This window comes from Streptomyces sp. NPDC000410 (assembly GCF_040300305.1).
Lineage (GTDB): Bacteria > Actinomycetota > Actinomycetes > Streptomycetales > Streptomycetaceae > Streptomyces.
Genome location: NZ_JBEPDM010000080.1, coordinates 1 through 19,186, shown reverse-complemented (window position 1 = coordinate 19,186; position 19,186 = coordinate 1). Strand labels below are relative to the sequence as shown.

Annotated in this window: 21 protein-coding genes and 1 pseudogene; 12 read left to right on the top strand and 10 right to left on the bottom strand. The window is 70.0% G+C overall.

Annotation, left to right across the window (positions count from 1 at the left end; genetic code table 11):
- Positions 1-130: 130 nt before the first annotated feature.
- The 5 genes from ABT342_RS36250 to ABT342_RS36230 are packed head-to-tail and all read right to left on the bottom strand — an operon-like array spanning position 131 to position 3,951.
- On the bottom strand, positions 131-706 hold the full coding sequence (locus tag ABT342_RS36250; RefSeq protein WP_351583245.1) for a GAF domain-containing protein: 576 nt from the start codon (positions 704-706) through the stop codon (positions 131-133).
- Positions 703-1,317 carry a GTP-binding protein gene (locus ABT342_RS36245; protein ID WP_351583242.1) on the bottom strand — a complete coding sequence of 205 codons (615 nt, stop codon included), beginning with the start codon at positions 1,315-1,317 and terminating at the stop codon, positions 703-705. Before ABT342_RS36245 ends, ABT342_RS36250 begins: the two co-directional genes overlap by 4 nt.
- Positions 1,295-1,666 carry a DUF742 domain-containing protein gene (locus ABT342_RS36240; RefSeq protein WP_351583239.1) on the bottom strand — a complete coding sequence of 124 codons (372 nt, stop codon included), beginning with the start codon at positions 1,664-1,666 and terminating at the stop codon, positions 1,295-1,297. Before ABT342_RS36240 ends, ABT342_RS36245 begins: the two co-directional genes overlap by 23 nt.
- A 2-nt stretch (positions 1,667-1,668) precedes the next feature.
- Positions 1,669-2,103: a roadblock/LC7 domain-containing protein gene (locus tag ABT342_RS36235; RefSeq protein WP_351583236.1), complete on the bottom strand. Its 435-nt coding sequence runs from the start codon at positions 2,101-2,103 to the stop codon at positions 1,669-1,671.
- A 6-nt stretch (positions 2,104-2,109) separates the two neighbouring features.
- Entirely contained in the window at positions 2,110-3,951 is a 1,842-nt protein-coding gene (locus tag ABT342_RS36230) for a sensor histidine kinase (protein ID WP_351583233.1), read from the bottom strand.
- Between the two features lie 355 nt (positions 3,952-4,306).
- On the opposite strand from ABT342_RS36230, the gene ABT342_RS36225 reads away from it, so the two are divergent.
- The 9 genes from ABT342_RS36225 (at position 4,307) to ABT342_RS36185 (ending at position 12,894) form a co-directional block, all read left to right on the top strand.
- Complete coding sequence (locus tag ABT342_RS36225; RefSeq protein ID WP_351583230.1) at positions 4,307-4,948, top strand: LysE family translocator; 642 nt, start codon at positions 4,307-4,309, stop codon at positions 4,946-4,948.
- Positions 4,949-5,263: 315 nt separating this feature from the next.
- Positions 5,264-5,848, top strand: a complete 585-nt coding sequence (locus tag ABT342_RS36220; protein ID WP_351583227.1) for an RNA polymerase sigma factor — start codon at positions 5,264-5,266, stop codon at positions 5,846-5,848.
- A 100-nt stretch (positions 5,849-5,948) separates the two neighbouring features.
- On the top strand, positions 5,949-6,578 hold the full coding sequence (locus ABT342_RS36215; protein WP_351583224.1) for a hypothetical protein: 630 nt from the start codon (positions 5,949-5,951) through the stop codon (positions 6,576-6,578).
- A gap of 117 nt (positions 6,579-6,695) precedes the next feature.
- Positions 6,696-8,249, top strand: a complete 1,554-nt coding sequence (locus tag ABT342_RS36210) for an ABC1 kinase family protein (RefSeq protein WP_351583221.1) — start codon at positions 6,696-6,698, stop codon at positions 8,247-8,249.
- Between the two features lie 97 nt (positions 8,250-8,346).
- A complete protein-coding gene (locus ABT342_RS36205) occupies positions 8,347-9,228 on the top strand; it encodes an SAM-dependent methyltransferase (RefSeq protein ID WP_351583218.1) in 882 nt (293 codons plus the stop codon).
- A gap of 2 nt (positions 9,229-9,230) precedes the next feature.
- Positions 9,231-9,698 carry a hypothetical protein gene (locus tag ABT342_RS36200; protein ID WP_351583215.1) on the top strand — a complete coding sequence of 156 codons (468 nt, stop codon included), beginning with the start codon at positions 9,231-9,233 and terminating at the stop codon, positions 9,696-9,698.
- A complete protein-coding gene (locus tag ABT342_RS36195; protein WP_351583212.1) occupies positions 9,695-10,738 on the top strand; it encodes a bifunctional lysylphosphatidylglycerol flippase/synthetase MprF in 1,044 nt (347 codons plus the stop codon). Before ABT342_RS36200 ends, ABT342_RS36195 begins: the two co-directional genes overlap by 4 nt.
- Positions 10,739-10,834: 96 nt before the next feature.
- On the top strand, positions 10,835-11,794 hold the full coding sequence (locus ABT342_RS36190; RefSeq protein ID WP_351583210.1) for a VlmB-like protein: 960 nt from the start codon (positions 10,835-10,837) through the stop codon (positions 11,792-11,794).
- A 47-nt stretch (positions 11,795-11,841) separates the two neighbouring features.
- Complete coding sequence (locus tag ABT342_RS36185; protein ID WP_351583207.1) at positions 11,842-12,894, top strand: fatty acid desaturase family protein; 1,053 nt, start codon at positions 11,842-11,844, stop codon at positions 12,892-12,894.
- Positions 12,895-12,979: 85 nt separating this feature from the next.
- Here the strand turns inward: ABT342_RS36185 and ABT342_RS36180 are convergent, their stop codons facing one another.
- From ABT342_RS36180 to ABT342_RS36170, 3 genes are all read right to left on the bottom strand, one after another.
- Positions 12,980-13,651 carry a beta/alpha barrel domain-containing protein gene (locus ABT342_RS36180; protein ID WP_351583204.1) on the bottom strand — a complete coding sequence of 224 codons (672 nt, stop codon included), beginning with the start codon at positions 13,649-13,651 and terminating at the stop codon, positions 12,980-12,982.
- A gap of 156 nt (positions 13,652-13,807) precedes the next feature.
- Positions 13,808-14,785 (bottom strand): 4-hydroxythreonine-4-phosphate dehydrogenase PdxA, encoded by a 978-nt coding sequence (pdxA, locus tag ABT342_RS36175; protein WP_351583201.1) that lies wholly within the window; start codon positions 14,783-14,785, stop codon positions 13,808-13,810.
- Positions 14,786-14,831: 46 nt separating this feature from the next.
- Positions 14,832-15,260: a cupin domain-containing protein gene (locus ABT342_RS36170; protein ID WP_351583198.1), complete on the bottom strand. Its 429-nt coding sequence runs from the start codon at positions 15,258-15,260 to the stop codon at positions 14,832-14,834.
- 94 nt (positions 15,261-15,354) lie between these two features.
- Here ABT342_RS36170 and ABT342_RS36165 point away from each other — a divergent pair.
- The 3 genes and pseudogenes from ABT342_RS36165 to ABT342_RS36155 all read left to right on the top strand — a co-directional run.
- Positions 15,355-16,380 (top strand): annotated as a pseudogene (locus tag ABT342_RS36165) (cytochrome P450); the annotation flags it as partial.
- Positions 16,381-16,436: 56 nt separating this feature from the next.
- Positions 16,437-16,607, top strand: coding sequence for a hypothetical protein (locus tag ABT342_RS36160; protein ID WP_351583248.1), 171 nt, complete (start codon positions 16,437-16,439; stop codon positions 16,605-16,607).
- A gap of 89 nt (positions 16,608-16,696) precedes the next feature.
- Positions 16,697-17,956: a cytochrome P450 family protein gene (locus tag ABT342_RS36155; RefSeq protein ID WP_351583196.1), complete on the top strand. Its 1,260-nt coding sequence runs from the start codon at positions 16,697-16,699 to the stop codon at positions 17,954-17,956.
- A gap of 63 nt (positions 17,957-18,019) precedes the next feature.
- On the opposite strand, the gene ABT342_RS36150 is transcribed toward ABT342_RS36155, so the two are convergent.
- Both ABT342_RS36150 and ABT342_RS36145 read right to left on the bottom strand, forming a co-directional pair.
- Positions 18,020-18,592: a flavin reductase family protein gene (locus ABT342_RS36150; protein WP_351583193.1), complete on the bottom strand. Its 573-nt coding sequence runs from the start codon at positions 18,590-18,592 to the stop codon at positions 18,020-18,022.
- Positions 18,585-19,088, bottom strand: a complete 504-nt coding sequence (locus tag ABT342_RS36145) for an SRPBCC family protein (protein WP_351583190.1) — start codon at positions 19,086-19,088, stop codon at positions 18,585-18,587. Before ABT342_RS36145 ends, ABT342_RS36150 begins: the two co-directional genes overlap by 8 nt.
- Between the last annotated feature and the right edge of the window lie 98 nt (positions 19,089-19,186).

Here is a 19,186-nt window from a genome sequence, read left to right as displayed (position 1 = left end):
TGGTGGCCGTGGTCTGACGGACTGACGGGGGAACGTCCGCGGCCCCGGGTGCGCACCCGGGGCCGCGGACGTTCCCCCGTCCGTTTCCTCTTCCGTGCCCCCGTCCGGGCTCGCGTCCGAAGTCCCGGAGTCAGAGTCCGCCGTCCTCGCGCCGGTGGATCTGCTCGACCAGTTCCGCCGCGAGCGACTTGATGGTCTCCAGCCCCGCCCGGCCCCAGGGCCGTGGTTCGGTGTCCACCACACAGATCGTGCCCAGGGCGATGCCCGTACGGTCGATCAGCGGGGCCCCGAGGTAGGAGCGGATGCCGATCTCGTCCACGACCGGGTTCCCCGCGAAGCGCGGGTAGTCGCAGACGTCCTCCAGCACGAGCGCCTTGCGGCGGACCACCACATGCGGGCAGTAGCCGTGGTCGCGGTCCATGAAACGACTGACGTCCCCGCCCGTCGATACGGTCGCCGCGTGGAGGTCGCTGCCCGAGTGCGTACCCGAGGGCGTGTGCAGTCCCGCGAAGAACTGCCGGTTCTCGTCGATGAAGTTGACCATCGAATACGGGGCCCGCGTCACCTCCGCGAGCCTGTGGGCGAACTCGTCGAAGGCCGGCTCGGGCCGCTCGCCCAGGCCGAGCTGGCGCAGCCGCCGCACTCGTACGGGCGCCTCCGGGTCGACGGGGGTCAGCAGCAGATGGCCGGTCGGGTCGTACGTCATGACGGGGCTCCGTAGCTCGGCGCCGGTGCGGGCGCCGGGGTGGTGGTCAGCAGATGCTGGACGAGGGTGACGAGGGTCCGGATTCCGGAGCTGCCGACGCGGGCGTCGCACAGGACGACCGGGACCTCGGGTTTGAGGTCGATCGCGGCCCGCACCTCCTCCGGTCCGTAGCGGAACGCGCCGTCGAACTCATTGACGGCGACGACGAATCCGATACCGCGCCGTTCGAAGAAGTCGACGGCGGAGAAGGAGTTCTCCAGGCGGCGGGTATCGGCGAGGACGACCGCCCCGAGCGCTCCCTCGGAGAGCTCGTCCCACATGAACCAGAAGCGCTCCTGGCCGGGCGTTCCGAAGAGATACAGCACGTTGCGGTCGTCGAGGGTGATGCGTCCGAAGTCCATGGCGACCGTCGTGGTGGTCTTGGACTCCACGCCCTCCAGACTGTCGGTCGCCTCGCTGACCGTCGTCAGCAGCTCCTCGGTGCTCAGGGGCTCGATCTCGCTGACCGCACCCACGAAGGTCGTCTTGCCCACGCCGAAGCCGCCCGCGACGAGGATCTTCAGCGCGGAGGGAAAGGGGTCGTCGATTTCAGAGCCGTCGTCGTAGGCCATCGAGCACTGCCTCCAGCAAGGAACGGTCGGTAGGGGTCTCCTGGAAGCGGGGCGCCCGCGCGGTGACCGCCCCGCAGTCCACGAGATCCGAGAGGAGCACCTTGGTGACGACCGCCGGGAGCCGTAAGTGCGCCGCGATCTCCGCGACCGAGGTCGGCCCGTCGCACAGGCCGAGGGCCAGCGCGTGTTCCGGCCCCAGGTGGCCCTGCGGCGTGGTCCCGGTCGCCATCACCAGGGAGAGCAGATCGAGCGCCGCCGTCGGACGGGTGCGGCCGCCGCTCACCGTGTACGGACGGATGAGGCGGCCGGCCGCGTCGTCGAGCCAGGGCCCGTCCTGCGAGGTCGGCACGGTCAGTGCCCCGTGACGCTCGGCGTCCCGGCCGGCTGTCTGGCCGGGGTGATCAGGTACGGCCGCACGCTCTTGACCAGCATCGCCATCTCGTAGCCGAGGACCGCGGCGTCCGCCTCCCGACCCGCCAGCACGGCGAGACAGGTGCCGGAGCCCGCGGTGGAGACGAAGAGCAGGGTGGTGTCGAGTTCGACCACGACCTGCCGGACTTCCGCCCCTTCGCCGAACCGGACACCGGCGCTGCGGCCCAGGGAGTACAGTCCCGAGGCGAGGGCGGCCATGTGGTCGGCGCTGTCGGTGTCCAGGCCGTGCACGGATTTCACCAGGCCGTCGGAGGAGAGCAGAACCGCGTTGCGGGTGTGGGGCACCCGCTGGACCAGGCCGCTGAGCAGCCAGTCGAGATCCGAGGAATGGCCGGTCGGCGCATCGCTCGCCATGTGCATCTACTCCTTGTAGGTGTTGTCCTGTGGGGGCTGTGCGCTGTGCGGGTCGTGCGGGGTCTGTGAGCTGTGCCCGCTCTGGGACTCGGCGAGGCCGATGCCGCGCTGGAAGGCGGCCATCAGCCCGGGGTCGTGGATCGCCTGCTCCTCGGCCCCGGCCGCAGCCGCGGCCGCGCGTCGCGGGGCGGGGTCGTTGCGCAGCTGGGGTACGAGATGCTCCTGAGCGCGGCGCTTGGGCAGCTGGGGGCGGCCCATGGTGCCGCGCACCACGGCGGCGTCCTGCGGCGGTTCGCCGGAGGGCGCGGGACCGGGGTGGGGAACGCCCGAGCGGGCCGCGGCCGGGTTCGGCCGCTCGGGCTGCTCGCCGCGCACGGGCAGGGGCCCGGTGGCCGCGGCGGGCGGCTGGTGCGGGATCCCGGGTCCGGTCGTGGCGTACGTCAGTGACCGCCGGCCACCGGCGTGCGCGGCCTCGGCGACGGGGGGCGGCACCTCCGCCGGGGGCGCGGCCCGCCGGCCGACCTCCTGCTGACCGGCCGCCTGGTGGGCGGCCGACTGGTAGGCGACGGCCTGGTGACCGGCCGCCGCCGTGGCTTCCGCACCCGTGTGGCTCCCCGGCTCGGGCCCGAGCAGCCCTTGGGGCAGGACGAGCACGGCCTGGACGCCGCCGTAGATGTTGGACTGGAGGCGGACGGCGATGCCGTGCCTGCGGGCAAGGGCCGAGACCACGAACAGGCCGATGCGGCCGTCCTGGAGCAGATGCGCCACATTGACCTGGTCGGGGTCGGTGAGCAGCGCGTTCATCTTGTTCTGCTCGGTGACCGCCATGCCCAGGCCCCGGTCCTCGACCTCGACCGCGAGGCCCGCCGTGACGTGCGAGGCACGCAGCAGGACCTGTGTGTGCGGTGCCGAGAACAGCGTGGCGTTCTCCACCAGTTCGGCGAGGAGGTGGATGACGTCCGCGACGGCGTGGCCGCGCAGGGTGCCGTCGATCGGGGGCACCAGCTTGACCCGGGGGTACTGCTCCACCTCGGCGATCGACGAACGCAGCACCTCGGTCATGGTGACCGGGTTGGACCACTGTCGGCGCGAAATGGCGCCGCCGAGCACCGCGAGGTTCTCGGCGTGCCGACGGATGCGGGTGGCCAGGTGGTCGACGTGGAAGAGCCCCTTGAGCAGCTCGGGGTCCTCGACCTCGTTCTCCAGCTCGTCGAGCAGCGAGATCTCCCGGTGCACGAGTGACTGGAGCCTGCGGGCGAGGTTGACGAAGACCTCGACCTTCTGTTCGTTTCCGACGCTGCTGGAGAGCCGGGACGCCTGGACGACCGCGGTGACGGCGGCGTCGTAGGACCGCCCCAGCTCCTGTGCGAGCAGGTCGAACTCGTCCCCGCCCGGTGCGGGGGGCCCCTCACGGCGGGCGGGCGGGCCTTCACCGCGCCGCAGCCCTTCGACCACGGCGCGCAGATCGGCCTGCCCGCGGGCGCTCGAGCGACGCAGGGCGTGGCAGCGGTCCAGCACCGACTTGGCGGCACGGTCCGCGCCCAGCGCCGCCGCCACCACGGCCGCGACGGCGAGGGCCGCGGAGCCGGCGAGCGCGACCCACAGCGCGGCCGATGGCCGCGCCTCGGTGGAGCGGACCGTGAAGAGCACCGCGGCGGCGCCGCCGAGCGAGGCGACCACGGCGGGCAGCACAGCGGTGCGCAGCAGTTGGGGGCGTATACGGGTTTCCGGAGACGGCGGCCTGGCCTGTGGCCTGCTCGCGGCGGAGAGGGGGCGGGAGCCTGACCGGCCGTGCCGCCCGCCCTCGCGGCGGTCAGGCCGCGCGGCGGGTGCGCGAAGTTGAGACATCAGCGTCCTTGGTACGTGGCCCAGGATTCGGTGTCCGATCGGTGTTCGGTGGCCGATCGGCGTGCTGAGGTGTCAAGGGTGCTGTGAGCCCACCGTTGATCACCGACCACACACGGTAGTCGCGAACCGTTCATGTGCGGTGGGCAGTTGACAAACTTGCCCACGCAGCGTCCCGCTCTGGTATGAGGCCTCGTACGACAGCCCGAAAATGACGAGCCGACCGGAACCGCGTCGCGTCGGCGCACCAGGTCCTGGTCGTCGCGCACCGGGTCCCGATCGTCGCGCACCAGGTTGTCGCGGGCCGGGGCGAAAATGGCTTGCGGGCATGAAGAGGCGCCGTGTTTCCATGGGCCGCATGGTGTCCACCGACCGACTGATGGCGTTCGCGGCCATGTCGTTGCTGCTGATCGTGATTCCCGGCCCCAGTGTGCTGTTCGTGATCGGGCGAGCCCTGGCGCAGGGTCGCCGCGCCGCGCTGACGACGGTCGTGGGGAACACGATCGGGGCGTACGTCCTCGTCGTCGCCGTGGCTCTCGGGGTCGGGGCCGTCGTGGAGCGTTCGGTCCTCGCGTTCACAGCACTGAAGCTCGTGGGCGCCGCGTACCTGGTGTACCTGGGCATCAAGGCGGTGCGGCAGCGCGGGTCGATGCATGCCGCGATCAACGGCGGCGCTCCGGCGTCCCGAAGCAGCCTGCGCACGTTGTGGGAGGGCTTCGCGGTCGGCGTGGCCAACCCCAAGACCATCGTGTTCTTCGCCGCCGTGCTGCCCCAGTTCGTCGACCGCGGCCAAGGGCACGTCACGGTTCAAATACTGCTGCTCGGCCTGGTCTTCAATGTCATCGCGCTGGTCTGCGACAGCGCGTGGGGGCTGGTCGCGGCGAACACACGGAGCTGGTTCGCCCGCTCGCCGAAGCGGCTCTCCCTGGTCGGCGGTACCGGCGGGCTCGCGATGGTCGGCCTCGGCGTCACCGTCGCCGCGACCGGTCGCGGCGATTAGTCCCCGCCCGCCCGTCCCTCAAGGGGCGGGGCACGAGTTCACCGCCGGCCGGTCCGCCGGTGAATGCGGGCTCGGCGCGACGCGCTCACCTACGACTTAACGTTTCGGCGGACGCCCCGCCGCGCGGCAGTCGCTTCAACATCTTGTAGCACGAACGACCCGCACCCGGCACTCGGTTTGATCATTTTCCATGCGGATGGATGGAAGCCGTCCGCTCCGGTTTCCCGGCATCTCACCCCGGCAAGAAATTGCCCGACGGGTGCGAAACAGGTCGTGCGGATATCTGAATCCGCGCCAGGAAATCAGCTCGAGGCCATGGACCGTAGTAATTCGTTAGACCACCGATCGAGCGACTTAGGTATCGCCGTCGATCCGGAAATCAACAAACCCCGGGGAGAAGCTCTCGAGGAGTTATCCTGGGACGAGATCGCCAGTCACCGGGAGCGGCTGATAAGACTGGTGAGCCGACGGCTTCCAAATTCTCAGGACGCAGAGGACTGCGTCCATGAAGCCATGGTGCGGGCGGCAGCTCACGGCAATCTGGACCAGGAGCGGATCGGCCGCTTTCTGACCTCGGTCGCCCTGCGCCTGTGCGCCGACCACTACCGCGAGCTGGAACGGAGTCGTCGGCTCCTGTGTCGCGCCGCGGACGTGCATACGCCCGAGATGCCCGATGAGGGCGTGTGCGACAAGGACTTCGGGCGCTGGCTGCTCCAGCAGGTCCAACTTCTTCGGGGCCGGGAACGGCAAGTGGTCCTCGCGCGCGCCCATGGAATCTCCACTCTGGAATTCGCGCGCATCCATCAGATCTCGGTCAAGGCCGCCGAAGGCGCATTCACTCGGGGCCGGGCGAGGCTCCGGATCGTCTGCGCCAAGGCTCTGGACGGCGTTGCGGCATAGCATTTTTCCCTGCTCGCCGCGCGGGTGCCAGGCGCCGGCGGGCGCATCGAAACGTCCCCCGAATTCCGGGGGCGCAGGTGAGATGGAGAGGAGCCCGGCCGTGGGCAAGAACAACACCCAGGACACCATCAAGGATTTCATCGGTGACATCGCCGACAGCACCAAGAAGGCGTTCGATGAGATTCTCGACCGGAAAGGCAGTGACACCGACTCCGCGTACTGGATGACCCCGGAAAACCCGTATCAGGCGCTGGCCGGACTGCCGGGCGACGTACTGCGGACGGTCAGCGCGATGTCGGCGCTCGGCGGCGTGGCCAATCCCGTGGCCGCGCTCGCGAACGCCGCCCAGGCCGCGGCCGGAGCCGGGGCCGGGGCTGCGGCGGTCAACCCGCTGGCGGCGCTCGCCGGCGGCGCCGGTGGAGCCAATCCGCTCGCCGCACTGACCGGGGCCGCCCCCAACCCGCTCGCCGCGCTCGCGGGCGGCGGTGCGAATCCGCTCGCCGCGCTCGCCGGGGCCGCCGGTGGTGGCAATCCGCTCGCCGCACTCGGACAAGCGGCCGGCGGTGCGGTATCGGCCGTGTCAGGAGCGGCGGAGATGGCGGAGAGCCTGGCTGCTCTGCCACGGCAGATCGCCCAGCTCTCCGAGCTCCTCGCCTCCCTCGTCGGCGTGCTGGAGAACGTCAAGGGCATCGCCGGTGCCGCGACACCGGCAGCCAGGAAGGGGAGCTGAGCACGCGCTGACCCCGGCGTTCGTCGGCCGCCACCAGGCGTGCGCCGTCTCACCGTGCGGTGTGTGACCGCACCGCTTTGACCGACAGAACTCGTCAGGCCCAGGAGGTTGTGACACATGGGTGCCATGCTCGGCAGCCGGCTCCGGCTGGTCGTGAAGGTGCTGGGAAGCCTCGTCGCCGACGAGGTCGGCCAGGTGACGCGGGAGCGCCGACGATCCAGGCGGGGTCCTGTGTCCCCGGCGGATGCCGAGGCCTCCGCCGGGGACGAGGCGCGCCGGGCCAGGTCGGTGCGCCATGCTCTGGAAAGTCTCGGCCCGTTCTACGTGAAGCTCGGTCAGATCCTCTCCACCCGGCCCGACATGGTGCCCGCCTCCCTGATCGGCGAGCTGCAGAACCTCCATGACCAGGTCGATGTCCAGCCGTTCGCCGTCTTCGAACCCGTACTGCGGGAGGAGCTGGGACCGGACTGGAAGCTCCGCTTCGACGACATCGACACCACCCGTCCGCTGGGGGCGGCCTCGCTGGCCCAGGTGTACCGGGTGACGCTGCCGGGCGGGCGGCCCGCGGTGGTGAAGGTGCAGCGGCCCGGTATCCGGGACACGGTCCGGGCGGACATGGCCCTGATGCGCAAGGCGTCCAGGATCGTGGCCCGTACGGCACCCCGGTTCAACGAGGTCATCGACATGGAGGCGATGCTCGGCTCCATCTTCGACGCGATGGAACCCGAACTGGACTTCACCGGCGAGGCGCGCAACATGGACGAGGCCCGCGAGCACGTCCGGCGCTACCCCACGCTCGAGGTCCCCCGGGTCATCCACGCCACCCCCAAGGTCCTGGTGCAGTCCCTGGCGCCCGGCGCCTCCGTACGCCACCTCGACCGCGACCGGTTCAGCGACCGGGAGCGCACGGACATCGGCAAGGACCTGCTGCGTTTCATGTACCGCGGGTACTTCGTCGACCGGATGTTCCACGCCGACCCCCATGCGGGCAACGTCTTCGCCCTGCCCGGCGGAGCGGCCACGCTGATCGACTGGGGGATGGTCGGCAGGATCGACCGGCGCACCAGTCTGCAGCTGCTCCCGCTCCTCATGGCCATCGCCCAGAACGACGGCCACGGCCTGGCCCACGCGTGGGCGGACATGGGGAGGGTCACCCCCTGGTCGAACCTGCCCGCGTTCGCCGCGGACATGGCGGCCCTGGTCCCCAAGGTCGCCACGGCCTCGCTGGAGGACATCAACTTCGGGGTGTCCCTGACGACCGTGCTGGAGAAGGCCACCAGGAGGGGCATCGGCTCGGCGCCGGCCATCTCCCTGCTGGGCAAGTCCTTCGCGAACCTGGAGGGTTCGGTGCGCTGCCTGGCGCCGGACATCGCCCTCGCGGACGTGTTCAAGGCGGAGGTACGCGGGATCATCATGGCCCTGCTGCGCGAGTACTTCTCCCTGGACCAGGTCGCCCGCAACACCATGGAGTTGCTGGTCACCGCGGCGACGGCCCCCGAACAGTGGCGCGGTGTGCTCGCCGACGCCGCCAACCGCCGCTTCGCCCTCCAGCTCCACGAGCCGCACACCCCCGCGGCCATGGGCGGGCAGCGGCCCTGGACACCGTCGCGCGGGCTGCTGGCGCTGGGAGCCGCGGCGCTGCTGTTCGACCGCCGCCGCCCGTCCTCCTGAGCCCTCCCCTCCCCCGACTCCGACCGTTGCCCGATGCGCGCTTCGCGCTTCTCATCGCAGCTCGTTCATTCATCCCGTACGCACGAAGGACTGACCCATGCCCACACCACGCCATGACGTTCCGTCGGCCGACCGGCCGGTCGACCACCTGGAGGGCGTTTCCGAGACGGCCCTGTGGACCGTACGTATGCGGGCGCACGAGTCCGCCCGCCCGGACGCGCTCTTCCGCGACCCCCTGGCAGCCGAGTTCCTGGCCGCCGCGGGCGAGGCCGGTGCTCCTCCGGGGTCCGGCGTCCTGCAGAAGGTGCTGCCCGACTGGCTGGCCGTCCGTACCCGCTTCTTCGACGACCACCTGCTCTCCGTGACGGGCGCGGGATGCCGTCAGGTGGTCCTGCTGGGAGCCGGACTCGACACCCGGGCCTACCGCCTCGACTGGCCTGCCGGAACCCATGTCTTCGAGATCGATCTGCCCGCCGTGCACGCCTTCAAGGAGCGGGTCCTGGGCGGCCGCCTCCCGGAGGCCGCCCGCCGCACCACGGTGGCCGCCGACCTCGCGGGCGAATGGCGGGAGGCGGCGCTCGCCGCGGGACTCGACCCGAGCCGTCCCATCGCCTGGCTGTGCGAGGGGTTGCTCTTCTACCTCGAACCGACGGCCGTCGCATCCCTGGTCGGTTCGTTGACCGAGATCTCCGCGCCCGGCAGCACCCTCGGCGCCGAGTGCCTGAACGCGGACGCCGCCGAATCGCCCTTCGTCAAGCCCTGGCTGGAGGCCCTGTCCGGTTCGGGAACGCCATGGGTCTGGCAGCTCGCGGACGCGGAGCGCTGGTGGGGCGGGCACGGCTGGCGGGCCGAGGTCGCGGACCTGCTCGCCCTGCCGTACGCGGTCGAGCGGTTCGCCTCCCATCTGGAGGCGTTCGCGGGGATCGAGAAGGACAGCATGGCCCTGGTGTCCGCGATCCGGTCGTCCGGCGGGCGGTGACCGTGGACGGGGACAACCTCTGCCACACCCCCACCACCTACCGGATCCTGCGTCTGGAGTACCTGCTCGGGCTGCTGGTGGCAGCGGGATTCTTCCTCGCCCACCTCGACGAGGTGCGCTGGTGGGTCGCCGTCGTCCTCTTCGGCTACGTGGACCTCATCGGCTATCTGCCCGGCGCGATCGCCTACCGCCGCAGCCCCGACAAACGGATCTCCCGGATCTACTACGTGCTCTACAACACCATGCACAGCCTGAGCGTGCAGGGCGCGGTCCTCGGCGCCTGGGTCCTGGTGTACGGCTGGGAGTGGGCGCTGCTGGTCCTGCCCATCCATCTGTTCGCGGACCGCGCGTTGTTCGGCAACTTCACCAAGTCGTTCACCGTGTCCTTCGAGCCGCTCCCCCACCCTTCCGTCCAGTCCGCGCTACGGGACTTCGCCACCGTCCCCTGGTACCGGGCGGCAGCCCGATGAGCCCCGGCCCCCTCCCCCAGCCGCCCGGTGCCCGGACGGCACCGACGGACGCGGAGGCGTACGAGATGCTGCGCCGCCACGGCAGCCACAGCAGCGCGTTCCTCGCGTTGAACAGCGACAACCGCCGCTTCCACACGGACGGCGTCGACGGATTCATCCCGTACCGGCGAGGCGGACGACGGCACCTGTTCCAACTGGGCGGGCCGGTCTGCGCGGCCGAGGACCAGGAACGACTGCTGGCCGCGCTGCTCGCACGGGCGCGGAGCGAAGGACGCCGGGTCACCGCCCTGCAGCTGTCCCGCGAAGGGGCCGAACTGCACGCCCGGCACGGCTTCGTCGTCAACCAGCTCGGCGCCTCGTTCAGCATCGCGCTGGACGGGTACGGCCTGGGCGGCCGGCGCATGGTCAAGGTGCGCAACATGGTCAACCGGGCCCGCAGGGAGGGTGTGACCGCGACGGAGCTACGGGCGGGTGAGCGGGACGGCGACGCGGTCGCCGCGGCCCTCGACCGGGTGGACGCCGCCTGGCTGCGGGCCAAGGGACGCCACGTCAAGGAACTGGAATTCCTCATCGGCGAACGCGGCGGTCCCGGCGCACCGCACAGGCGCCTGTTCACCGCCGTTCATGAGGGGCGGACCGTCGGCTACGTCTCCTACTCGCCCGTCTTCGGTGAGCGGGCCGGCTGGCTGTACGACCTGACCCGGCGGCTGCCGGACGCACCGCCCGGCACGGTGGAGCTGATGTTCGCCACCGCTCTGCGCCGGTTCCAGGAGGAAGGGTGCGGCTGGCTGCACCTCGGGTTCACCCCGTTCGTCCAGCTGCGGCCGGACACCGCCGCGCCCGGTCCGACCAGCCGCGCGCTGCACCGCTGTGTGGAACTGCTGGGAGCCAGGGGGCAGGCCCTGTATCCGGCCGTGGCCCAGGAGTCCTTCAAGCTCAAATGGCGCCCGCAGCTGATCGAGCCGGAGTACCTGGCGTTCCAGGGCGGTGTGAGTCCCGGCGCCGTATGGGAGCTGATGCGCCTCACCAGGACGGTCTGAGCGCCCGGCCATGCGTGAACAGGGCGTGGCGCACATCCCCGTGAACCCTCTCGACCTCTCCATTCCCTCGACTCCTCGACCCGTAGAAAGGCTGAGATGACCACATCCCTTGCGAAGGTCCCCGTAGAAGCCGACCGGCACCTCGCCCCGGGCCTGCTGGAAGGCGCGCTGCACACCGATCTGACGCCGGAAGGCTGCGATCTGGGCTATTGGTTCCGTGCTGTGCCGGAGGGCACTCTCGGCGGCGATCCGATGGGCCGCTCGGCGGACGTGGCGGTGCCGGACCACATGATGGAGGACGGACCGCTGCGGCAGGCCGTCATGCAGGAGCTGGCCTTCCGCTCGATGGCGGAGGAGAAGGCGGCACGCGCGATTTCCTTCCTGGTCGCCTACGCCCCCGACCTCGCCGGGATGGACTTCTACAGCACCCAGCTGATGGACGAAGCCCGTCACGCGTACGCCTTCCGCGGCCATCTGCTCGAACTGGGCACGCCGGAAGACCGGTTGGAAGCCACCATGGAGTCGCTCGCCGGAGCCGACCGGGACGCGGTCCTGACGCCTCTGGAGGAGTTCGGCCTGTCCGTCCTGGAGAAGGACCGGGACTACATCGGCGGTGTGATCACCCTGACCGTCCTGGTCGAAGGGGTCCTCGCGCCCACGGCCGAGCTGAGCGAACGCAAGTGGCGGCCCTTCGACCCGCCCGCCGCCGAGATCGAGCGGGCGGCGGGGATCGACGAGATCCGGCATCTGTCGGTGGGCAGCACGATCGTCCGGCGCCACCTGCGACGGCATCCCGAGGAGCTCGACCGGATCAGGGAGCTGGTCGGGCGCGGCAACGAGCTGTGGTCCCGGCTGCCGGTGCAGGAGCTGACGTACCGGCGCGAGCAGCTCTACCAGCAGGGTCTGGAGCAGCATCGCGACCTCGCCGGCGACTACGAGCTGTGGCCCGGTCGCCGTCTGGTCGACACCACCGCCGAGGAGCGGATGCTGGCCGCCGCCGAGTGGGCGCGTACGACACAGGAATCGCGGCTCGCCGACATGGGTCTGGCTCCGTGAACGCCGATTCCGCGAATTCGGAGAAGGAAAGGGTCGGTGGAACGCCGATGACCGACAGCCCCGCAGTCAGCACCTCGTCGGACAGCTCCGGCACGGTGGACGAGGACTTCCGTGAACTGACCGGCCGCATCCAGGACGCCGGGCTCATGCGGCCCCGCAAGGGCCGGTACGCGGCCCGGATCGCCGTGGTCTGGCTGATGAACGCCGTCGGCTGGGCCGCGCTCGTGCTCTGCCGTGGTGTCTGGTGGCAGGTGGCCGTGGTGGCGGTCTGGCTCGCCGTCTGGCACGGCCAGCTCGCCTTCGTGGTGCACGACGCCGGACACCGGCAGATCACCCGGTCCCGGAAGGTCATCCAGGTGCTCGGGCTGATCCACGGGAATCTGATGCTGGGGGTGTGCTTCGGCTGGTGGGTGCAGCACCACAACCGGCATCACAACCATCCCAACCATCTGGAGCTCGATCCGGACATCCTGCGCCGCGTGGCGGTCTTCGCGCCGGAACAGGCGCAGGACCGGAAGGGATTCGCCCGCTTCCTCGCCGCCAACCAGCGCTATCTGTTCTTCCCCTTGCTGGGCCTCGAGGCCGTCGTCCTGCGGATCGCCGGGATCATCGCCCTGCGCCGCAGGGCCATCCGCCGGCCCCTCCTCGAAGGCGGGCTGATGGCCCTGCACGCGGTGCTGTTCTTCGGCGCCGTCTTCCTGATCCTTCCGTGGCCGACCGCGCTGCTGTTCCTGGCGGTGCACCAGGGCCTGCTCGGCTATCTGCTCGGACTGGGCTTCGCCATCAACCACAAGGGGCTCCCGACCCGGGTGGGGAAGGAGTGGAGCTGGCTGGAACGACAGGTACTCACCGCGCGTACGCTGCCCACGGGTCTTGTCGGAGACTTCTTCTTCGGCGGCCTGAACTACCAGATCGAGCACCATCTCTTCCCCGGAATGCCGCGGGCCGCCCTGCGGCACGCGTACCCCATCGTCAAGGAGTTCTGTACGGAACGGGAGATTCCTTACGTCGAGACCGGGGTGCTGGAGTCGTACTGGGACCTCGCGCGCCACCTCGGTGCGGCGAGCCAGGTCCTGCGCGAGAAGGCCGCCACGGCCTGACGGCTCGCACCCCCTCCCCGCCACCGCCTGTGCCCCGGCAGCCCGTCGGGGCACAGGCACGCACGCACGAACCGGTTGCCCGGTCCTACCGGTTCGCGGCGGCGTCCAGGATCGTGGTGAGCTGGCTCCGCAGCGTTCCCAGATGGGGGGCAAAGGCCCCGGCCATGGCGGCCGAGCCGACGGTGAACGCGTCGACTCCGGCTGCTGCCAATTCGGCTATCTGCTCGGGGTTGTCGATACTGCCCGCGACGACGAGGCGGCCGGACGTCGCCTTGCGGGCACTGTGCACGAGGTCCAGAGGTGGTGCGTCGGTTGCGCGGTAGGCGAGCAGGTCGACGCCGGCGCAACCGGCTTCTTCGAACCGCCGGCAGTCTTCGGCCACGTCGTCCGCGGTGCCGCCGAGCCTCGTGGGGTGGCCTGTCGGCGTGCCGGGAAAGGGCAGGTAGGAGATTCCCGTGCCATCGACCAGCTCGAGCGTCTCCGTCGCCCAGGTCCCGCCCATGAGGCAGTCGACGCCGAGGTCGACGGCCATGCGTGCCGAGTCAAGAGCACGTTCCCGGCTCGTACTGACCACCTCCAGGTAGCTGGTGGCGCCGGTGTCCTTGATGCGGCGATGCAAGGAAGCGAGGGTGTCGTTGTCCACGCCGACGTCCTTGAAGCCGACATGTCGCAGGTCCAGGTCCGCCAGGCTGTCGATCAGACTGAGGCAGTCGCGCACGGTCCGGTCGTCGCGAGTGAGCATGAAGATGAAATCCATGGGGCTTTCCTCAAGGGCAGATGGCGAAAGCTCGGCCGGGAAACCGGAACCTTCCTTGGTCTTGATCCGCGCCCGCCTGAAAATGGACGGATGGGTCCACACGGCTGCGGCCGGGGCACGGTTCCCGCAGTGCGGTCGGTGGACCGCTTTGCGCTGTCACCTCATACCCGTCATCGTGCGGGCGTGATGGAGCGCCGTGAGGAGGCTGGTGTGGTCGGCGACGCCCCGGCCCGCGATGTCGAATGCGGTGCCGTGGTCCACGCTGGTGCGTACGAACGGCAGCCCGATGGTGATGTTGACCCCGTTTTCCCATCCGAGGTACTTCACCGGGATGAGTCCCTGATCGTGGTACTGCGCCACCACGGCGTCGAACTCGCCCTTGCGGGCGCGCAGGAACACGGTGTCGGCGGGCCATGGACCGCTGGCGTCGATTCCTTCCGCCCGTGCTGATCGCACGGCGGGGGCGATGATGTCGAGTTCTTCCCGGCCCATCAAGCCCTCTTCACCGGCGTGCGGATTCAGACCGGCCACGGCAATCCTGGGCTCGGCGATACCGGCTCTGCGGAGGGCTTCACAGGTGAGCCGAAGCGTCCGCTGCTGGGCGTCCATGGTGATTCCGTCGAGCGCGTCGCGAAGCGACTGGTGGATCGTGACCAGCACCACGCGCAGAACGTCGTTGGCCATCATCATGGCGTACTCGCGGGTGCCGCTCAGGTCGGCCAGTATTTCCGTGTGGCCGGGGTGGGGAACTCCGGCCAGACGCAGTGCGGCCTTGTTGATGGGGGCGGTGACGAGTGCGGCGATCCGGTTGGCGAGGGCGAGTTCCACGCCCTTGGCGACGTATTGGTACGCCGCTCGGCCCGCTCGGCCGTCGATCCGTCCCCACGGCAGATCGTCCGGCAGCGTCGTCTCGGACAGTACTTGCACGAGGCCTGGGGCCGGAACGAAGTCCTCGATCAAGGCAATGGTGCGGATCGGCACATCGAGGCCGGTTGCTGCAGCGGCGCGGCGGAGCACTCCGCAGTCGCCCACGACAAGGACGGGGACGTCGCAGCGCTTGTCGGTGACGAGCTTGAGAATGATCTCTGGGCCGATGCCTGTGGGATCACCCATGGTGATTGCTATCGGGCGCACGTGTCGCTCCTGGTGAGGAATCTGGCCGACAGGGTGTCGAGACGAATCAGGACGTCTGGTCGATGCGATCGAGTGCGGTGACCGTCCGCTCGTTGCGCACATTGCCGGTGTTGACCGTGGTGGCCGGCTCCAGCAGCAGAACCTCGCAGTCCTCTTCCGCCACAGGACAGTGCTCCGTGCCGTGCGGCACGATCAGGAACTCTCCGGGGTTCACGACGATGTCTCCGTCCCGCAGCCGCATGCGCAGCCTGCCGCGCACCACAAGGAAGAGCTCGTCCTCGACCTCATGGTGATGCCACACGAACTCACCGCTGAACTTCGCGAGCTTGACTTCCATGCCGCCCACGACACCGGCCACCCGAGGACTCCAGGTGTCACTGAACGACGCGAAGCCCTCGGCAATATTGATCTTCTGCATGCCGGACCTCTCCTTGATGTGCCAGGTTTCATCAATTTCCCGCAACGCGACGCGCAAGTAAATCGATCATTACTCACACCATGTGTGAGCGGAACTCACAGAGGCATGGGCGCGCTCGAACCGCGACGAGCACCCGTACGTGCCGTCGTGCATGACACTGCTACCGGCCCGTGGGTTCAACCCCTTCACACCGGGCGTCATGGACGATCCGTATCCCGCCTACCGCGAACTGCGCGACAAGGACCCCGTCCATTTCAGCGAGGAAACCGGGCTGTACTTCCTCTCGCGTTACGAGGATGTCGCCGGCCTGGGAAGGGATTCCCGCAGACTCGTCCGCGGCAGCTCCGTGACGGGGCTTTTCACGGCGCACCGGGGCACCGCCCTGTACCGGATTCTCGGCGACAACATCTTCGGCCTGGACGAGCCGGACCACGGCCGGCTGAAGAGGCTCATCACGAAGACCTTCGTCCGCTCCCGGGTGGAGCGGCTGGCTCCCCGGATCGGGGAGATCTGCGGCCGGTTGATCGACGAGGCGGAACTCGACCCGTCGGGTGGATGGTTCGACCTCATCGGGACGCTCGGCTATCCCCTGCCCTTCCAGGTCATCTGCGAGCTGCTCGGCATCTCGTCGGAGGACCGCGAGCCGTTCCTCCGCTGGACGAGGAAGGTGCTTCCGGTCGTCGACCCCTTCCCCACCGACGAGCAGACCAAGCTGGCCATCGACGGCTGCGGGGGCTTCGAGGGCTACTTCACCGCGGTCGTCGGCGAACGACGACGCATGCTCGCCGCGGGACGGGAACTGCCGCAGGGCCTCATCAGCGACCTGGTCGTCGCCGCGCAGGAGGAAGGCGAACGGCTGACGGAGGACGAGCTGATCTCGCTCTGCTTCACCGTACTGGTCGCGGGCTTCGAGAACGTCACCAACCTGATCAGCAATACGATGCGCGCCCTCTCCGAGAATCCTGCCCAGGCAGCGGCCCTGCGCGCGGATCCGCAGCTGCTGGACAACCTGCCCGACGAGGCACTTCGCTACTACAGCACCACCCAGTACAACGCCCGGCAGGCCGCCGACGACCTGCACCTGCGGGGCGTGACGATCCCGCGGGGCGCCGGCGTCATCCTGCTGCGCGGCGCGGCGAATCGCGACGACCGGCAGTTCCCCGAACCGGACCGCTTCTTGCTGCACCGTGCCAACAGCGCCACGCACGTCGGCTTCGGTGAGGGAGCCACCCTGTGCACGGTGCCGCCCTGGCCAGGCTGGAAGTGCGCGTGGTCTTCCGTGAACTGTTCAGGAGATTCGGGTCGTTCACCGTCAGCCACTTCGAACCCGGTCCGACGAAGCTCTTCTGGGGACCCCGGGCAATGGAGGTCGAGTACGCCCCGGACGGTGCGTCCGTCCAGTGAGCCGCTCGGCGCGGAAAGGGCCACGGCCGGTGAACCCCTGGGCCGGCCCGTCCGTGCATGCGGTACGGCTTCCGGAAGGAGCACTGCCCATGCCCTTGGACGACGTGACCGACCTGTCGGCGGACGACCCGGCCCTGCGCCGGGACCCCTACCCGCGCTACGCCCGGCTGCGTGCGACAGCCCCCTTGGTGCCCGCGGTGGTCAGGGGGCTGCCGGGCTGGCTGGCCACCGGGCACGACACCGTCCAGCGGCTGCTGGCCGATCAGCGGCTGAGCATGGACCGGTCCAAGGCCGCCCCGCACCTGCGTGAGCTGGCGCCCTGGGTGTTCGCGACGTCCGTCTCGGGGCTGTCGCGGAACATGCTGCTGTCCGACGCGCCGGATCACACGCGGCTGCGCCGGCCGGTGAGCCGCGCCTTCACGCCACGTCGTGTCGAGGAGTTGCGGCCGTGGACCGAGGACGTGTGCCGCGGCCTCATCGACCGCTTCCGGCATCGGGGGCAGGCAGAACTCGTCGAGGAGTTCGCCGTCGAACTGCCCCTCCAGGTCATCTCGGAACTCCTCGGTGTGCCCGAGAAATCACGGCACGACTTCCGGACCTGGTCCGTCACGGCGGCGTCGGAGCCCGACGACCCCCGAGAGGCACTGGCCGCCTACCGCGAGATCAGCGCGTTCCTCTCCGGCCTCATCACGAGCAAGCGCAAGGCCCTCGCCCTCGGCAACGGCGGCACCGACCTGCTCAGCGCGGTGATCGCCGCCCAGAACGGCACCGACGCCCTCGACGACGACGAACTGCGTTCCATGGCGTTCCTGCTGCTCCTGGCAGGCCATGAAACCACCGCGAACGTGATCGGCAACTCCGTACTGGCCCTGCTGCGCCATCCGGACCGCCTCGCGGAGCTACGTGACGACCCGTCCGCCACGGCGGCCGCCGTCGAGGAGCTCCTGCGGTACGACAGCGTGGTGGCCGTGGCCAACGTCCGTTTCGCCACCGAGGAGATCAGGATGGGCGACGCGGTCGTGGCGCCCGGGGACGCCGTCCTGATCGGCACCGCCGCGACCGGACGCGACCCGGCCGTGTTCGACGACCCCGACACACTCGACTTCCACCGCCCGAGCACCCGACAGCACCTCGGTTTCGGACACGGCATCCACTACTGCCTCGGCGCCCCGCTGGCCAGGATGGAGCTCTCCGTCGCGCTCCCCGCCCTCCTCCGCGCGTGCGACAACCTGACGCTCGCGGTGCCCGAGGAGCAACTCGTATGGCGGCGCAGCCCCAATGTGCGTGGCGTCAAGCAGCTCCCCGTGACCTTCACCCCGGGCGGGGAGCAGGCCCGGGGAGCGGCGTGACCGCCACGCACCGGCGGCCGGCGCGGACCGCGGTGAAGGCCCCGTCCTGCCGTGTGCGCCGGTTCATCCACTCAGGGTGCGGAACGCCCTGTCGTGCCAGAGCAACGGCTGCCCGTCGCCGTTCACGTCCACCGCCACCACGCGTCCGACGACCGCGTGATGGTCCCCGTATCGGCGTACGTCCTCGACCAGGCACACCGACCAGGCGAGGGCGTCGGTGAACACCGGAAGGCCCAGCACATGCCGGACGTCGGTGCCGGCGAAGCGGCTCGCGGGCGGCACGGAAGGGTTGGCGAAGGTCTCGGCCGTGGGGCGCTGGCGCTCACTCAGGAGGTTGACGGCGAAGGCTCCCTGGTCGCGCAGGGCGGCCAGGGTGCGCGCACCGCTGCGCAGACAGGCGAGGAGCAGCGGCGGCCGGGCGGACAGGGATGTCAGCGCGGACACCGTCATCCCGACGGGACGGCCGGTGCCGTCCAGGGCGGTGACGACGGTGACACCCGCGGCGAGTCTGGCGTAGAGACCGAGACAGCGCACCGTGTCGGGACCGGGCTCGTCCCGCAGCGTGTCCCATCCCGCGGCGGCGGGACGGGACGGCCCGGTGGGCCGCTGTGCCGGGGCGAGGGTGAGGTCAGCCATGCGCGGATACGGAGACGGGTACGGCGGCGGAGGCGGCGTCGGCGAGCTCGGCCGGCGTGGGCGTGACCTTGCCGAGCAGTCCGCGCAGGATCCTCTCGATGTTGCTGCGCAGGGTCGATTCGGCCACCGGGTCGAGCATCTCGGCCAGGGTGGGAATGCCCAGGTCGAACGCGGCGTCGAAGGTCACCGTCGTGCCGTCCGTACCGGACTCGCACCGCCACGTGCCCTCGAACACCTCGAAGTCGCCGCTGAGTTGGGTGAAGCCGATGGTCAGGGTCTCGGGAAAGAAGGCGTCCCGCTCCGACCAGCGCATCAGACCGTTACGGAAGCGTACGGTCCAGTCCGACACCACCGTGCCGTCCGCATGGGGCGGATGGACCACGACCTCGCGGACGGTTTCGGTGACTTCCGGGTACTGGCGGAAATCGCGGATCCGCCGGTAGGCGGTCTCGGGGTCGATGTCGTGAGCGGTCAGCCGTACGGTCACCTGACGCATGTGGGGGTTCCTTACGTTGTTGGTGGGTTGTTTCCGGTCACTCGTAGGATCGGGAGACCCAGGGATGCCGGGTGTGGCTGTGGGGTTCCAGCCCAGTG

Coding starts and splice junctions, on each gene's coding strand:
- ABT342_RS36250 (WP_351583245.1), bottom strand. CDS start 706: ATGACGTACGACCCGACCGGCCATCTGCTGCTGACCCCCGTCGACCCG.
- ABT342_RS36245 (WP_351583242.1), bottom strand. CDS start 1,317: ATGGCCTACGACGACGGCTCTGAAATCGACGACCCCTTTCCCTCCGCG.
- ABT342_RS36235 (WP_351583236.1), bottom strand. CDS start 2,103: ATGGCGAGCGATGCGCCGACCGGCCATTCCTCGGATCTCGACTGGCTG.
- ABT342_RS36230 (WP_351583233.1), bottom strand. CDS start 3,951: ATGTCTCAACTTCGCGCACCCGCCGCGCGGCCTGACCGCCGCGAGGGC.
- ABT342_RS36225 (WP_351583230.1), top strand. CDS start 4,307: ATGGTGTCCACCGACCGACTGATGGCGTTCGCGGCCATGTCGTTGCTG.
- ABT342_RS36220 (WP_351583227.1), top strand. CDS start 5,264: ATGGACCGTAGTAATTCGTTAGACCACCGATCGAGCGACTTAGGTATC.
- ABT342_RS36210 (WP_351583221.1), top strand. CDS start 6,696: ATGGGTGCCATGCTCGGCAGCCGGCTCCGGCTGGTCGTGAAGGTGCTG.
- ABT342_RS36205 (WP_351583218.1), top strand. CDS start 8,347: ATGCCCACACCACGCCATGACGTTCCGTCGGCCGACCGGCCGGTCGAC.
- ABT342_RS36195 (WP_351583212.1), top strand. CDS start 9,695: ATGAGCCCCGGCCCCCTCCCCCAGCCGCCCGGTGCCCGGACGGCACCG.
- ABT342_RS36190 (WP_351583210.1), top strand. CDS start 10,835: ATGACCACATCCCTTGCGAAGGTCCCCGTAGAAGCCGACCGGCACCTC.
- ABT342_RS36185 (WP_351583207.1), top strand. CDS start 11,842: ATGACCGACAGCCCCGCAGTCAGCACCTCGTCGGACAGCTCCGGCACG.
- ABT342_RS36180 (WP_351583204.1), bottom strand. CDS start 13,651: ATGGATTTCATCTTCATGCTCACTCGCGACGACCGGACCGTGCGCGAC.
- ABT342_RS36155 (WP_351583196.1), top strand. CDS start 16,697: ATGCCCTTGGACGACGTGACCGACCTGTCGGCGGACGACCCGGCCCTG.
- ABT342_RS36150 (WP_351583193.1), bottom strand. CDS start 18,592: ATGGCTGACCTCACCCTCGCCCCGGCACAGCGGCCCACCGGGCCGTCC.
- ABT342_RS36145 (WP_351583190.1), bottom strand. CDS start 19,088: ATGCGTCAGGTGACCGTACGGCTGACCGCTCACGACATCGACCCCGAG.